This window comes from Stenotrophomonas sp. JAG2 (assembly GCF_041080745.1).
In the GTDB taxonomy this organism is placed as follows: Bacteria; Pseudomonadota; Gammaproteobacteria; order Xanthomonadales; family Xanthomonadaceae; genus Stenotrophomonas; species Stenotrophomonas maltophilia_AA.
This window is the reverse complement of record NZ_JBEUMH010000003.1, coordinates 228,086-241,596: the sequence shown is the minus strand read 5'-3', so window position 1 is coordinate 241,596 and position 13,511 is coordinate 228,086. Positions and strand designations below refer to the sequence as shown.

Below are 13,511 nucleotides of genomic sequence, written 5' to 3'. Positions count from 1 at the left end.
ATGAAACTGCACACGGCCAGCATCGCCGCCCTTTCCCTGGCCATCGCGCTGGGTCTTTCCGCCTGCAAGCCGGGCGCTGAAGGCCAGGCCGCCGCGCCGGCCACCGACGCGCCCGCCGCCGCCCCCGCCGCGGGCGACCGCCTGACCGCCGAAATTTCCGGTGCCGGTGCCTCCTTCATCTTCCCGCTGGTGTCCAAGTGGTCGGCCGACTACAACACCGCCACCGGCGCCAAGATCAACTACCAGTCGATCGGCTCGGGTGGCGGCATCGCCCAGATCAAGGCCGGCACTGTTGATTTTGGTTCCTCCGACAAACCGCTGAGCAGCGAAGAGCTGGCCCAGGCCGGCCTCGGCCAGTTCCCGTCGGCCATCGGCGGCGTGGTCCCGGTGGTCAACATCGACGGCCTGGAAGCCGGCAAGCTGCGCCTCAGCGGCGCCCTGCTGGCCGACATCTTCCTGGGCAAGGTCAAGACCTGGAACGACCCGGCCATCGTCGCCGCCAACCCGGGCGTCACACTGCCGGACGGCAAGATCACCCTGGTCCACCGTTCGGACGGTTCGGGCACCACCTTCAACTTCTCCAACTACCTGTCCAAGGTCAGCCCGGACTGGAAGAGCAAGGTCGGCGAAGGCACCTCGGTGCAGTGGCCGGACGGCGTGGGTGGCAAGGGCAATGAAGGCGTGGCCTCGTACGTGAAGCAGATCAAGGGCTCGATCGGCTACGTCGAACTGGCCTACGCGCTGCAGAACGGCATGCCGTATGCCTCGATGCAGAACGCCGCCGGCAACTGGGTGCAGCCGAGCGCGGAAACCTTCGCCGCTGCCGCCGCCAGCGCCGACTGGGCCAGCGCCAAGGACTTCAACCTGGTCATCACCAATGCCCCGGGCGACCAGGCATGGCCGATCACCGCCACCAACTTCATGCTGATGCACAAGCAGCCCAAGGATGCCCAGCGCAGCAAGGAAACCCTGGCGTTCTTCAAGTGGGCCTTCGAGAAGGGCCAGGCCCAGGCCAACGAACTGCACTACGTGCCGCTGCCGGCCGAGCTGGTGACCCAGATCGAAGCGTACTGGACCAGCGAGTTCAAGTGAAAAAGGCAGGCCCGCGCGCGGCGGGGGCCTGACCGACCGTAGTGCCGGGCGCTGCCCGGCCGCACCACGCTCCGAACGTGATGCCGGGCAGCGCCCGGCACTACCTCTTCTCTTTTCGGGCCCCCGCCTCAGCCATGAATGCCATCGCCCAGCCTGTTCCCGCACCGTCCCTCCGCGACCTGCGTGATGCCCGCAACGACAAACTGTTCCGCTGGGTCCTGATCGCCACCGTCATCCTGGTGCTGGTCGCCCTGGCCTGCGCCGCGCTCTCGATGCTGTGGGGCGGCCGCCATGCCCTGCAGGAGCAGGGCCTGAGCTTCTTCTATTCGTCCGAATGGAATCCGGTCGAGAACAAATTCGGTGCCCTCGCACCGATCTACGGCACCCTCGTCACCGCACTGATCGCGATGGTCATCGCCGTGCCGGTGAGCTTCGGCATCGCCTTCTTCCTGACCGAGGTCGCCCCGCGCTGGCTGCGTGGCCCGGTCGGCACCGCCATCGAACTGCTGGCCGGTATCCCCTCGATCATCTACGGCATGTGGGGCCTGTTCGTGCTGGTCCCGGTGATGACCGAGTACGTCACCCCGTTCCTCAACGATCACCTCGGCACGTTGCCGATCATCGGCCCGCTGTTCCAGGGTCCGCCGCTGGGCATCGGCGTGCTCACCGCCGGCTTCGTGCTGGCGATCATGGTGATCCCCTTCATCTCCTCGGTGATGCGCGAAGTGTTCCTCACCGTGCCGACCCGCCTGAAGGAATCGGCGTATGCGCTGGGCTCCACCAAGTGGGAAGTCAGCTGGGACATCGTCCTGCCCTACACCCGCTCGGCGGTGATCGGCGGCATCTTCCTCGGCCTCGGCCGCGCCCTGGGTGAAACCATGGCGGTAGCCTTCGTGATCGGCAACAGCGTGCGCCTGTCGCCCTCGCTGCTTGAGCCGGGCACCACGATTGCCGCGCTGATCGCCAACGACTTCGGCGAAGCCACTGAAACCTACCGGTCGGCGCTGCTGCTGCTCGGCTTCGTGTTGTTCCTGGTGACCTTCGTGGTGCTGGCGATCGCCCGCCTGATGCTGATGCGCCTGGCCCGCAAGGAGGGCAACTGATGTCCACCGCCAATGCACAACCGCTGTACCTGCGCCGCCGCATCGTCAACGTGGTCGCGCTGCTGATGTCCTGCCTGACCGCACTGTTCGGCCTGTTCTTCCTCGGCTGGATCCTGTGGACGCTGGCCTCCAAGGGCCTGGCCGGGATCAACCTGGACCTGTTCACCAAGATGACCCCACCGCCGATGCAGGACGGCGGCCTGGCCAACGCCTTCTTCGGCAGCGCGGTGATGTGCGGCCTGGCCATCGCCATCGGTACGCCGCTCGGCGTGCTGGCCGGCACCTGGCTGGCGGAGTACGGCAACTTCCGCAAGACCGGCACGGTGGTCCGCTTCGTCAACGACATCCTGCTCTCGGCGCCGTCGATCGTGCTGGGCCTGTTCGTCTACACCCTGTACGTGATGCAGACCGGTGGCCAGTTCTCGGCCTTCGCCGGTGCGCTCTCGCTGGCCTTCATCGTGCTGCCGGTGGTGGTGCGTACCACCGATGAAATGCTGCGGCTGGTGCCCTCGCAGATGCGTGAAGCGGCCCTGTCGCTCGGCATCCCGCAGTGGAAGGTGACGGTGCAGGTGCTGTACCGCAGCGCCGCTGCCGGCATCGTGACCGGCATCCTGCTGGCGCTGGCCCGCATCTCCGGTGAAACCGCCCCGCTGCTGTTCACCGCCTTCGGCAACCAGTACTGGAACAGCAACGTGTTCCAGCCGATGGCCTCGGTGCCGGTGGTGATGAACCAGTTCGCCGGCAGCCCGTACGAATCCTGGCAGGTGCTGGCCTGGGCCGGCGCGCTGGTGCTGACCGTGTTCGTGCTGCTGGTCAGCCTTTCCGCGCGCGGCATCCTGCTGCGCAACCGTATCTCCCATGACTGACCTTTCCACGGACATCGCCATGAACGATCTCTCCAACGCCGTGCCGATGCAGCGCATCGTGGTCCCGGCTTCGCATGAAAGCCTGCAGACCCCGGCGCCGATCAAGCTGGCCGCTCGCGGGCTGGATTTCTACTACGACAAGTTCCATGCGCTGAAGGGCATCGACCTGGAGATCCCGGAAAAGCGCGTCACCGCGCTGATCGGTCCCTCCGGCTGCGGCAAGTCCACCCTGCTGCGCATCTTCAACCGCATCTACGCGCTGTACCCCAAGTTGGAAGCGCGTGGTGAAGTGATGCTGGACGGGGAGAACATCCTCTCGCCTAAGTACCCGATGAACCGCCTGCGCAGCAAGGTCGGCATGGTGTTCCAGAAGCCGGTGCCGTTCCCGATGACCATCTTCGAGAACGTGGCCTACGGCATCCGCCACCACGAGAAGCTCTCCAAGTCGGAGATGACCGACCGCGTCGAGCAGGCCCTGCGCCAGGGCGCGCTGTGGGACGAGGTGAAGGACAAGCTCAACCAGAGCGCGCTGGGCCTGTCCGGCGGCCAGCAGCAGCGCCTGTGCATCGCCCGCGCCGTGGCCCTGCGCCCGGACGTGCTGCTGCTCGACGAGCCGACCTCCGCACTGGACCCGATCTCCACCAGCCGCATCGAGCAGCTTGTCGAAGAGCTCAAGCACGATTACACCATCGTGATCGTGACCCACAACATGCAGCAGGCCGCGCGCGTCTCCGACTACACCGCCTTCATGTACCTGGGCGACCTGATCGAACACGACCGTACCGAAGTGATCTTCTCGCAGCCCAACAAGCAGCAGACCGAGGATTACATCACCGGTCGTTTCGGTTGATCGGTGCTGTCCCCTCACCAAATGCCCCAGCCAGGCACGGCCTGGCTCTACCCGGATTGCAGACCATGAATCTTCCCAACGACCACATCGTCAAGAGCTACGACGAAGAACAGCAGCGCCTGGTGGCCGAGATCGTGCGCATGGGCGAGATGGCCGTCGCCCAGCTGGAGGCGTCCATGGACGTCATCGAGAAGCGCGACGAGAACGCCGCCCAGCGCATCATCGCCAACGACGAGGCCATCGACCAGCTTGAGCAGCAGATCAGCCACGACGTCATGCGGCTGGCGCTGCGTGGGCCGATGGCGCGCGACCTGCGCGAGATCCTGGCCGGCCTGCGCATTCCGGCCGACATCGAACGCATCGGCGATTACGCCGCCAACGTGGCCAAACGCTCGATCGCGCTGAGCAAGGTGCCACCGCTGCCGCAGATCCAGGGCCTGCGTGCGCTGGGCCGCCTGGCCGCCCAGCAGGTGCGCCGCGCCATCGAAGCCTACCGCGACAACGACGCCGCCGCGGCGCTGGAACTGCGCGACGACGACGCCCGCCTGGACGCGCAGTACACCGCGCTGTTCCGCGAGCTGCTGACCTACATGATGGAAGACCCGCGCAACATCACCCCGTGCACCCACCTGCTGTTCATGGCCAAGAACCTGGAGCGCGTGGGCGACCATGCCACCAACATCGCCGAGAACGTCTGGTTCCTGGTGCATGGCGAGCAGGTACTGCCGCCGCGCGAGAAGCGCGACGAGACCAGCAGTACCGATCACGTCTGAGGTCTGCCTGAAGCGCAGGAAGAAGAAGCCGCTGCCTCCGGGTGGCGGTTTTTTTTTGCCTTGCTGTTGCGTTGCCATGCTGGCAATCCCGCACACTTCACGAAACGTTGAATCCTGTGTGAGGATTCGATGAGTCGGGTCGGTCCACCATGGCCGCACCTGCTGCCCCCACGCAGCCATCCCGGGCCCCGGCCCATTCCAAGGAGATCCACCCGATGAGCACACCCACCCGTTCGCTGTCCCTGTTGGCGGCCACTGCGCTGGCCGCAGGCCTGGGGGTCACCGCCTCGGCATCCGCGTTGAGCATGACCGAGCTGGCCCAGGGCTATCTGGTGGCTGGCCAGACGGCGACGAAGGCCGCCGAGGGCAAATGTGGCGAAGGCAAGTGCGGTGCGCACGGCGGCAAGGCCGGGACGAAGGCGGGCGACAAGGCCGCAACGACCGGTGCCAAGGCCGCCGAAGGCAAGTGTGGGGAAGGCAAGTGCGGCGCCGACAAAGCGAAGGCCACCGGCACCAAGGCCAAGGCTGCTGGCGACACGAAGACGGCGGAAGGCAAGTGCGGCGAAGGCAAGTGCGGTGCCAAGCACTGACGCGCTGGCCACTGGCCTGGACCGGTCGTCGCTGCCTGCGGCGGCGACCGGCCTTGGTCTGCGCCGGGCCCTGCTGCAGGACCTGCGCGATGCGCCCGCCGGCGATGTCGACTTCCTCGAGTGCGCCCCGGAAAACTGGATCGGCGTCGGCGGGCCAGCCGGCGACGCACTCGCCGAACTGGCCACGCGCTACCCGCTGACCTGCCACGGGCTGTCGCTCTCGCTGGGCAGCACCGCGCCGCTGGATACCGTGCTGCTGGACCAGGTAGGACGCTTCCTGGCGCGGCACAACGTGCCGCTCTACAGCGAACACCTGAGCTACTGCAGCGATGAAGGCCACCTCTACGACCTCCTGCCGCTCCCCTTCACCGATGAGGCGGTACGCCACACCGCGGCGCGCATCGCCCGCGTGCAGGACGCGCTCGGCAGGCGCATCGCGGTGGAAAACGTGTCCTATTACCTCGCCCCGGAACCGGCCATGGACGAGCTGACCTTCACCAACGCCGTGCTGGCCGAGGCCGACTGCGATCTGCTGCTGGACGTCAACAACGTGTACGTCAACGCCTGCAACCACGGTTACGACGCCGACACGTTCATCGCCGGGCTTCCTGCCGCGCGCATCGTCTGCCTGCATGTCGCCGGCCATCTGGACGAAGCGCCCGACCTGAAGATCGACACCCACGGCAGCGCGGTGATCGACCCGGTCTGGGACCTGCTCGCCCGCACCTATGCGCGCATCGGCGCGCGCCCGACCCTGCTGGAACGCGATTTCAATTTCCCCCCGTACGCCGAACTGCGCGGCGAACTGCATACCATCCGCCGCCTGATGGCCGCCCATGCCGGAGCCGGGCATGACTGACGCCCCTTCGCACCTGCACGCGCAGCAGAGGGCGTTCACCGCGCACCTGCGCGACCCGGACCATGTCGCCGCACCCGCCGGACTGGACGCACGCCGGCTGGAGATCTACCAGCGGCTGGTGTTCAACAGCGTGCTGGGACTGCTTGGGACCGGCTTCCCGGTCTGCGTGCGACTGCTTGGCGAGGCGGCGTGGTCCACGTTGATCCGGCAGTTCTTCGCCCGACACCCCGCGCAGACCCCGTTGTTCACCGCACTGGCCGCCGAGTTCGTGCAGTGGTTGCAGCAACACCCCGCGCTGCCGCACCCGGCACTGGCCGAACTGGCCCACTACGAGTGGGTGGAAACGGCCCTGTACCAGCTCGACGCGCAGCCCCTGCCGCCCTCCCCCGGCCTGGACCCGATGTCCGCGGCGCTGCAGCGTTCGCCGCTGGCCTGGCCGCTGCTCTATCACTGGCCGGTGCACCGGCTGGGCGCCGAGGATGCACCGGAGCATCCAGATACCGGTCCTAGCGGGCTGCTGGTCCGGCGCGATCCCGATGGCCAGGTCCGCTTCGCCACGATCAGCCCGATGGCCGCGCAACTGCTGGAGCGGATCGGCCAGCATCCCGGCCACAGCGGCGCCACCTACCTTCAGCATCTCGCCGAGGCACACGGCCTGGCGGTCGATGTGCTGCGCGTGCCCGGCGCCGCCCTGCTGCGCCAATTTCATGGCAACGGGGTGATAGGCCCCGCCGCGCCCGTTTCCTGATCCCTCCCCAACGGAATCTCCCCGATGAAGTCACCTCACCTGGCCGCGCTGCGCGACCGGCTGGACCGTGTTGCCCCGTGGTTCGCCCCGCTCGGCCTGCGCCTGCTGATGGGCTGGGAGTATTTCGAGTCGGGTCGCGAAAAACTGCGCGGCCAGAACTGGTTCGAGGACCTGCAGCAGGCCTTCCCGTTTCCGTTCGACCAGTTGCCGGCGGCCCTCAACTGGCACCTCGCCACCTGGTTCGAGCTGGTCGGCGCGGCCTGCCTGCTGCTCGGGCTGGGCACCCGCCTGGCGGCCAGCAGCCTGCTGGTGCTGACCGTGGTCGCCACTGCCGCCGTGCACTGGCCGATCCACTGGGAGGGCCTGGGCGAGCTGGCGATGGGCTATGCCATCACCGACCAGGGCTTCGGCAACTTCAAACTGCCGCTGCTGTTCATGGCCATGCTGCTGCCCCTGGCCCTGCAGGGCGCCGGCCCGCTGAGCCTGGACCACCTGCTGCGCCGCCGCGCACGCACGCCTGTCTTCGCCTGAGCACGGGGGGGCGTACAGGGCGCTCTGCTAAACTGGCGCAATGACTGACGACCTCCCCCGCTCCGACGCGCCGGCTGCTGCCGACGCACTGCCCGCTGCTGCGCAGCGCTTGATGGCAACCCGTTTCCGCGGCTTCCTGCCGGTGGCGGTGGATGTGGAGACCGGCGGATTCGACTCTGATCGCCACGCGCTGCTGGAGATCGCCGCCGTTCCGATCGAGATGGACGAAAACGGCCTGCTCTATCCCGGGCAGACCGCCAGCGCCCACGTGGTGCCGGCCGAGGGGCTGGAGATCGATCCCAAGTCACTGGAGATCACCGGCATCATCCTGGACCATCCGTTCCGCCTGGCCAAGGTCGAGCGCGATGCGCTGGACCACATCTTCGCCCCGATCCGGGCCGCGATGAAAAAGTACGGTTGCCAGCGCGCGATCCTGGTCGGGCACAACGCGCACTTCGACCTGGGCTTCGTCAACGCGGCGGTCAACCGCACCGGCCACAAGCGCAACCCGTTCCACCCCTTCAGCGTGTTCGACACCGTCACCCTGGGCGGTATCGCCTATGGCCAGACCGTGCTGGCGCGCGCGGCCACGGCGGCCGGCCTGGGCTGGGATGCCGATGAGGCGCACAGCGCGGTGTACGACACCGAACAGACCGCGAAGCTGTTCTGCAAAGTCGCCAACAGCTGGCCGCGCTAGGCGGGCCCCCTCGGGCTCAGCCGATGCTGGTCCTGTCCCTGCCTTCGCTTTTTGCGCGGTACAGCGCGCGGTCGGCGCGCTGGTAGAGCAGCATCGGGGTGCGATCGGCGGCATCGAGTTCGACCAGGCCGGCGCTGAAGGTGACCTTCAGGCCCGGAATCCCCGCCCAGTCCGGATGATCGTGGAACAGCCCGCGCAGGCGCGCGCAGACCTGCGCCGCTTCGTCCAGGCGGGTGTCGTTGAGCAGCAGCGCGAACTCCTCGCCACCGGTCCGCGCCGGCATGTCCGAGTCGCGGCAGGCCGAGGCCAGCAGGCGCGCCACTTCGACCAGCACTACGTCGCCCACCGAGTGACTGTGCCGGTCGTTCACTTCCTTGAAGTGATCGATGTCCAGCACCACCAGGCACAGCGGGTGGCGGCTGCGCTGCGAACGGGCGAAGTCACGCGCCAGCGCTTCGTCGAAGGCACGCCGGTTCGGCAGTCCGGTCAGTGCGTCTTCGCGCGCCTGCCGTTCGAACGCCTCGGCCTGCACCGCCAGGCGATCGGCCAGTTCGGTCTTCTCCTGATTCAGTGCCTGCAGGTTGACCGTCTGTGTCTGCAGATCCAGCGTGGCTTCCTTCACCATCCGCGCCAACCGCACGTTGCTGGTCTTGTAGCGGTTGATCAGGTAGCGGTACAGCGCGACCAGGCCGGCCAGCAGCAGCAGCGCGGCGATCAGCTGCACGCTGTGGCGCTGCCACAGGAACGGCTCCACTGTGAACTCCCAGACCGCCTCGCTGTCGCTCCAGACACCGCCGGGATGCGCGGCCGAGACGTGCAGCGTGTAATCGCCCGGCGGCAGGCCGATGAACTCCACGCTGCGCTGCTGGCCGCGTTCGATCCAGCCCTTGTCCAGGCCCTCCAGGCGGGTGCGGTAGCGGATGCGCTCGGAGAGCAGATAGCTCAGCCCGACGTAGCTCACGCTCAGCCGGCGCCCGCCGGGAATCGTATTGTGATTGCTGCCCTGCCAATGCAGGGGCGCCCCGTCGACCTGCACGTTCTCGATCACCGCCGGCGGCGCCAGGCGCTCGCGGAAGCGCTGCAGGCGCAGCGGATCGACCGTGCTCAGGCCACCGGCGGTGACCACCCAGAAGGTGCCGTCCTGGCGCAGGATCGCCGACGGACCGGAGCTGCCGTTGGCCTGCGAGTTGGCCATGCCGTCGATCTCGTTGTAATGCTCCACCTCCACCCGCGCGGCGCGACCATCGGCGACGGCGTTGAGCATCGTCATGTCGGTGCGCAGCACGCCGCGGTTGCTGCTGATCCAGACGTTGCCGACCCGGTCGGGCACCAGCTGGAACACCGTATCCACCGGCATGCCCTGCTCCAGGCCGACCCGCGCGAGCTGGCCTTCCTGGTAGCGGTACAGGCCGCGATCGGTGCTGATCCACATCGCATCGCCGATCTGCTGGAACCCGAACACACTGCGCCCGCCACCCAGCGGCTGCAGATCGATGGACTGCACCCGTCCCCCCCGCAGCACCCGGATGCCTTCGATGGTGCCGATCCACATCGCACCGTCGTCGTCGTGCGCCAGCGCGGTGATCAGCCCGCCGGGCATGCCCGGGATCGCCGGCTGCTCGGCCCTGCCGGCGTCGATGCGGACCACGCCCTTCTGCGTGCCGGCCCAGACCACGCCGTCGCGGTCGATGCTGATCGCACGTATGTTGCCGCCCGGCAGCCCTTCGGCCGTGCCGTAGCCACGCAGGCGCTGGCCCTGTTCGTTGATCCGGAAGATACCGTCACCGAAGGTGCCCACCCACAGCGTCCCTTCGCGGTCCTGGGCCAGGCTCAGCACCGAAGGACTCTTGCCGACGTTGTTGCGCAAAGGCACCGGACTGAAACGGCCCTGCGCGTCGCGCCGGTCCAGGCCACTGGCGCTGCCGATCCAGAGCTGGCGCTGGCGATCCTCGAACACCGTCCGCACGTAGTCGCCGCTGAGTCCGTCGCGCTCGGTGAAGCTGCTGAACAACGTTTCGCGCAGCCGGTACAGGCCGCCGTTGGCGCCGACCCAGATGCTGCCCTCGGCATCTTCGCGCAGGCTGACCACGCGCCCGCCCGGCAGTGAGAGCCCCGTCGGCAGCCGCTCCAGGCCATGCCGCGACAACCGCAGCAGACCTTGATTCTCGGTGCCCAGCCACAGGTCGCCATGGCGGTCCTGCAGCATTGCAGTGATGTGGGTCACGCCGGGCAGGCGGTGCTGCAGCAGCGGCGCGCCGTCCTGCATGCGGTAGATGCGCTCGCCGGCCACCACCCACATCACCCCGTCGGGCCCCCGGTACGGCCAGACCAGCCCACGCCCCAGCCCCCAGCTGTCCGGCGCGCGGCGCAGCACGCCGTCGGTATCGCGCACCACCAGCCCGTCCAGGGTGCCGACCCAGACGCGGTCCTGCGCATCCACCACCAGCTTGGTGAAACTCATCGCCATCGGCACGTCGGCCGGCGGCTTCTGATAATCGAAGTTTCCATCGGGCCCAAGGCTGCCGATGCCCTTGCCTTCATACAGCAGCCACAGGCGTCCATGGCTGTCCATCTGCATGGCCTGGATCAGCACCTGCGGGGTGTCGGCACGGTGCTCCCAGACCTGCCAGCGGCCGTCCGTCCCGCGCCGGGTCACGTTGCCGCGCGAGTCACTGATCCACAGCCCGCCGCTGCGGTCCACCAGCAGCGCGCCCACGCCGTTGTCGCGCAGACCGGGCGTGGTGCTGCGGTCGAACACGGTGAAATCCAGGCCGTTGTAACGGACCAGGCCCTCCCAGGTGGCGAACCAGAGATGCCCTTCGGGGGTCTGGGCGATGTCACGCAGGGAGTTGTGCGGCAGCCCGTTGCGCGAGGTCCAGACATCGATGGCGTAATCGCGCAGCGGCGGCGGGCCATCCTGCGCCGACAGCGGCCAGGGCGCCGCACACAGCAGCATCAGCCACAGCGCTGCGGCCTGCAGCGTCGGCAGGCCCGGGAACTTCAGTTGTACCGGCCGCCACCGGATCCTGCCCCCCCGATCGCTCATCCGTGTGGATCAGCCCTGGGCAGGCGCCGTGCGCATGGGGGGGACGGCCGTGCACCAGCGCGAAGGCTGGCAGAGTCGTACGCTCTCATGGGGGAGACGCTGGAAAGAGATGCCCATAGTAGGCAAATCCTTGCGTTTTGGGGGAGCCTGCGTCAGCTCCCGCGTGGCCCCGATGGCGCCCGCGCCGGCGACGTCCAGCGCACGATCGCCTCCAGCCCGCCCTGGGGATGGTTGCGCAGGTGCAGGGTCGCGCCGTCCTTTTCCGCCAACGCGCGGGCGATCGTGAGCCCCAACCCGGCACCCCCGGTCTGGCGCGAGCGCGAGGTCTCCAGCCGCACGAACGGGTCGAACACCGCTTCCAGTTCGTCCTCGGCCAGGCCCGGGCCGCTGTCGCGGATGCGCACCTCCACGTCCTGCCCGACCTGCTTCACCCGCACGCGCGCGCTCTGGCCGTACATCACCGCGTTGTCGACCAGGTTGGAGAACAGGCGGTGCATGGCCAGCGGACGCAGCATCAGCACCGCCCCGCTCGGCTGTTCGAAATGGACATCCGCCCCGGCCTCGGCGGCATCTTCGACGATGCTCTCCAACAGCGAATCCAGGTCCAGCGCGGCGCGCTGCTCGGCGCTCTCGGCGCTGCGGGCCAGCTCCAGGCCTTCGCGGATCAGCGCCTGCATCGCACCGAGATCGCCGATCAGGCGCTCGCGCAGCGCTTCGTCGGTGACGTTTTCCAGGCGCAGGCGCAGGCGGGTCACCGGCGTCTGCAGGTCGTGGGTGATCGCCGCCAGCATCTGGGTGCGCTCACCGAGGTGGCGCTGCAGGCGCTTCTGCATGGCGTTGAAGGCTTCGGCCGCCCGGCGCACCTCGAACGGCCCGGTCACCGGCATCGGCGCGCCCTGCAGGTCATCGCCCAACGCGGCGGCGGCATCGGCCAGCCGCTGCAGCGGTGCACTGGCCATCCGCGCCACGATGTAGGCCAGGATCGCGATCGCCACCACCAGCAGGGTCAGGAACAGCGGGTCCACGGCGAGCACGCCGTTGTGCGCGACCGCCGGGGAATCCAGCGCCAGCCGCAGGGGCGTGCCGTCGGTCAGCTGCAGGGTCACCACGCGGCACTTGGGCGGAATGAACGCCGGGTCGCGCTCGCGCGGCGGGTGCCGCATCTTGTCCTTGTCGCGCGGGGGGCGCGGCAGCAGTTCCGGCAGCCGCGGCAGGCAGGAGCGGAACGAGGTGAAGGCGACCTGGCTGCTCGCCACCGGACCGGGCCGGTCATCAAGGATCTCCATCAACGCCGCATCGGGCCGGCCGATGCGCGCGCCTTCCGGCAGTTGCCGCACACTCGGCCCGCCACTGGTGAGCAGGCGCTGGCGCAGCTCCGGATTGCCATCGAGCAGGTTCACGAAGCCCTGCAGGCGATCCGCGATGCGGTTGAGGTTCTGCCGTTCGAATTCCTGCTGGCGCTTGGTACTGGCCAGCATGGTCGCGCCGATCGCCGCCACGCTCATGCCCAGCAGCAGGATGACGAACAGGCGCCCCACCATCGAGGAAAAGAAGTGGCGCAGGCGCTTCATTCCAGGGTGACTGCCGCAGCGAGCACGTAGCCTTCGTTGCGCACGGTCTTGATCAGCCCGTCGCTGCCGCCGTCATCGGCGAGCTTGTTGCGCAGGCGGCTGACCTGCAGGTCGATCGCACGGTCCTGCGACTCGTAGTTGCGGCCGCTGCTCAGCGAAACCAGCTGCTCGCGCGAGAGCACCTTGTTGGCATGCCCGACGAACACCCGCAGCAGGCGGAACTCGGCGCCGGACAACACCACCACGCGCCCATCCGGATCGACCAGGTGGCGGTGTTCCAGGTCGAACACCCAGCTGGCGAAGCGCGCGCGGCGGATCGCCAGCGGCTCCAGGTTGGCCGGCAATGCTTCGGTACGGCGCAGCACGTTGCGGATGCGTGCGAGCAGCTCGCGCGGCTCGAACGGCTTGGCCAGGTAATCGTCGGCGCCCATCTCCAGGCCCAGCACGCGGTCGATCGGCTCGCTGCGTGCGGTCAACATGATCACCGGCGTGCTCGAGCGCGCGCGCAGGTCGCGGCACAGGGTCAGGCCGTCTTCGCGGGGCAGGTTGAGGTCGAGCACGATCAGGTCCACATGCTCGCGCTCCAGCAGCTGGCGCATGCCGTGGCCATCGCTGGCGGTGCTCACCAGGTAACCGGCGCGGCCGAGCTGCTCGGCGAGCAGCTGGCGGATATCGTTGTCGTCATCGACGATCAGCAGTCTGTGCATGCTGTTGGCAGTCTCCATGCGGCGATCATCCCCTGTCGGGAGCTGAACCGCATCTCCTGGTTTGCGTACATCTGTTTC

13 protein-coding genes are annotated in these 13,511 nt (G+C 68.2%); 10 read left to right on the top strand and 3 right to left on the bottom strand.

Annotated elements, in window-relative coordinates:
* The 10 genes from pstS (at position 1) to rnt (ending at position 8,109) form a co-directional block, all read left to right on the top strand.
* Complete coding sequence (gene pstS, locus AB9O74_RS05205) at positions 1-1,092, top strand: phosphate ABC transporter substrate-binding protein PstS (RefSeq protein WP_369348666.1); 1,092 nt, start codon at positions 1-3, stop codon at positions 1,090-1,092.
* Positions 1,093-1,226: 134 nt separating this feature from the next.
* Positions 1,227-2,195, top strand: coding sequence for a phosphate ABC transporter permease subunit PstC (pstC, locus tag AB9O74_RS05200; RefSeq protein ID WP_121041561.1), 969 nt, complete (start codon positions 1,227-1,229; stop codon positions 2,193-2,195).
* A complete protein-coding gene (gene pstA, locus AB9O74_RS05195) occupies positions 2,195-3,061 on the top strand; it encodes a phosphate ABC transporter permease PstA (protein WP_121041559.1) in 867 nt (288 codons plus the stop codon). The genes pstC and pstA overlap by 1 nt, the downstream gene beginning before the upstream one ends.
* 19 nt (positions 3,062-3,080) lie before the next feature.
* Positions 3,081-3,911, top strand: coding sequence for a phosphate ABC transporter ATP-binding protein PstB (gene pstB / locus AB9O74_RS05190; RefSeq protein ID WP_070471812.1), 831 nt, complete (start codon positions 3,081-3,083; stop codon positions 3,909-3,911).
* Positions 3,912-3,976: 65 nt separating this feature from the next.
* Entirely contained in the window at positions 3,977-4,684 is a 708-nt protein-coding gene (gene phoU / locus AB9O74_RS05185) for a phosphate signaling complex protein PhoU (RefSeq protein WP_176989927.1), read from the top strand.
* 215 nt (positions 4,685-4,899) lie between these two features.
* Complete coding sequence (locus tag AB9O74_RS05180) at positions 4,900-5,274, top strand: hypothetical protein (protein WP_369348665.1); 375 nt, start codon at positions 4,900-4,902, stop codon at positions 5,272-5,274.
* On the top strand, positions 5,261-6,133 hold the full coding sequence (locus AB9O74_RS05175; protein WP_369348664.1) for a DUF692 domain-containing protein: 873 nt from the start codon (positions 5,261-5,263) through the stop codon (positions 6,131-6,133). Before AB9O74_RS05180 ends, AB9O74_RS05175 begins: the two co-directional genes overlap by 14 nt.
* A complete protein-coding gene (locus AB9O74_RS05170; protein ID WP_369348663.1) occupies positions 6,126-6,881 on the top strand; it encodes a DUF2063 domain-containing protein in 756 nt (251 codons plus the stop codon). Before AB9O74_RS05175 ends, AB9O74_RS05170 begins: the two co-directional genes overlap by 8 nt.
* Before the next feature lie 24 nt (positions 6,882-6,905).
* Positions 6,906-7,412, top strand: a complete 507-nt coding sequence (locus AB9O74_RS05165; RefSeq protein WP_369348662.1) for a DoxX family protein — start codon at positions 6,906-6,908, stop codon at positions 7,410-7,412.
* Between the two features lie 112 nt (positions 7,413-7,524).
* On the top strand, positions 7,525-8,109 hold the full coding sequence (rnt, locus tag AB9O74_RS05160) for a ribonuclease T (RefSeq protein ID WP_369348744.1): 585 nt from the start codon (positions 7,525-7,527) through the stop codon (positions 8,107-8,109).
* 16 nt (positions 8,110-8,125) lie between these two features.
* Here the strand turns inward: rnt and AB9O74_RS05155 are convergent, their stop codons facing one another.
* The 3 genes from AB9O74_RS05155 to AB9O74_RS05145 all read right to left on the bottom strand — a co-directional run bounded on the left by AB9O74_RS05155 (position 8,126) and on the right by AB9O74_RS05145 (position 13,451).
* Positions 8,126-11,065 (bottom strand): two-component regulator propeller domain-containing protein, encoded by a 2,940-nt coding sequence (locus tag AB9O74_RS05155; protein WP_369348743.1) that lies wholly within the window; start codon positions 11,063-11,065, stop codon positions 8,126-8,128.
* A 242-nt stretch (positions 11,066-11,307) separates the two neighbouring features.
* The gene (locus AB9O74_RS05150) at positions 11,308-12,726 is read right to left on the bottom strand and encodes a sensor histidine kinase (protein WP_369348661.1); all 1,419 of its coding nucleotides are present in this window, start codon (positions 12,724-12,726) and stop codon (positions 11,308-11,310) included.
* A complete protein-coding gene (locus AB9O74_RS05145; RefSeq protein WP_176989933.1) occupies positions 12,723-13,451 on the bottom strand; it encodes a response regulator in 729 nt (242 codons plus the stop codon). The genes AB9O74_RS05150 and AB9O74_RS05145 overlap by 4 nt, the downstream gene beginning before the upstream one ends.
* Positions 13,452-13,511 lie beyond the last annotated feature (60 nt).

Bases quoted from the DNA above. Each gene is read 5' to 3' on its own strand.
- AB9O74_RS05145 (WP_176989933.1), bottom strand. From the start codon at position 13,451: ATGGAGACTGCCAACAGCATGCACAGACTGCTGATCGTCGATGACGAC.
- AB9O74_RS05180 (WP_369348665.1), top strand. From the start codon at position 4,900: ATGAGCACACCCACCCGTTCGCTGTCCCTGTTGGCGGCCACTGCGCTG.
- pstC (WP_121041561.1), top strand. From the start codon at position 1,227: ATGAATGCCATCGCCCAGCCTGTTCCCGCACCGTCCCTCCGCGACCTG.
- AB9O74_RS05170 (WP_369348663.1), top strand. From the start codon at position 6,126: ATGACTGACGCCCCTTCGCACCTGCACGCGCAGCAGAGGGCGTTCACC.
- AB9O74_RS05150 (WP_369348661.1), bottom strand. From the start codon at position 12,726: ATGAAGCGCCTGCGCCACTTCTTTTCCTCGATGGTGGGGCGCCTGTTC.
- pstA (WP_121041559.1), top strand. From the start codon at position 2,195: ATGTCCACCGCCAATGCACAACCGCTGTACCTGCGCCGCCGCATCGTC.
- rnt (WP_369348744.1), top strand. From the start codon at position 7,525: ATGGCAACCCGTTTCCGCGGCTTCCTGCCGGTGGCGGTGGATGTGGAG.
- phoU (WP_176989927.1), top strand. From the start codon at position 3,977: ATGAATCTTCCCAACGACCACATCGTCAAGAGCTACGACGAAGAACAG.
- AB9O74_RS05155 (WP_369348743.1), bottom strand. From the start codon at position 11,065: ATGCTGCTGTGTGCGGCGCCCTGGCCGCTGTCGGCGCAGGATGGCCCG.
- pstB (WP_070471812.1), top strand. From the start codon at position 3,081: ATGAACGATCTCTCCAACGCCGTGCCGATGCAGCGCATCGTGGTCCCG.
- pstS (WP_369348666.1), top strand. From the start codon at position 1: ATGAAACTGCACACGGCCAGCATCGCCGCCCTTTCCCTGGCCATCGCG.
- AB9O74_RS05165 (WP_369348662.1), top strand. From the start codon at position 6,906: ATGAAGTCACCTCACCTGGCCGCGCTGCGCGACCGGCTGGACCGTGTT.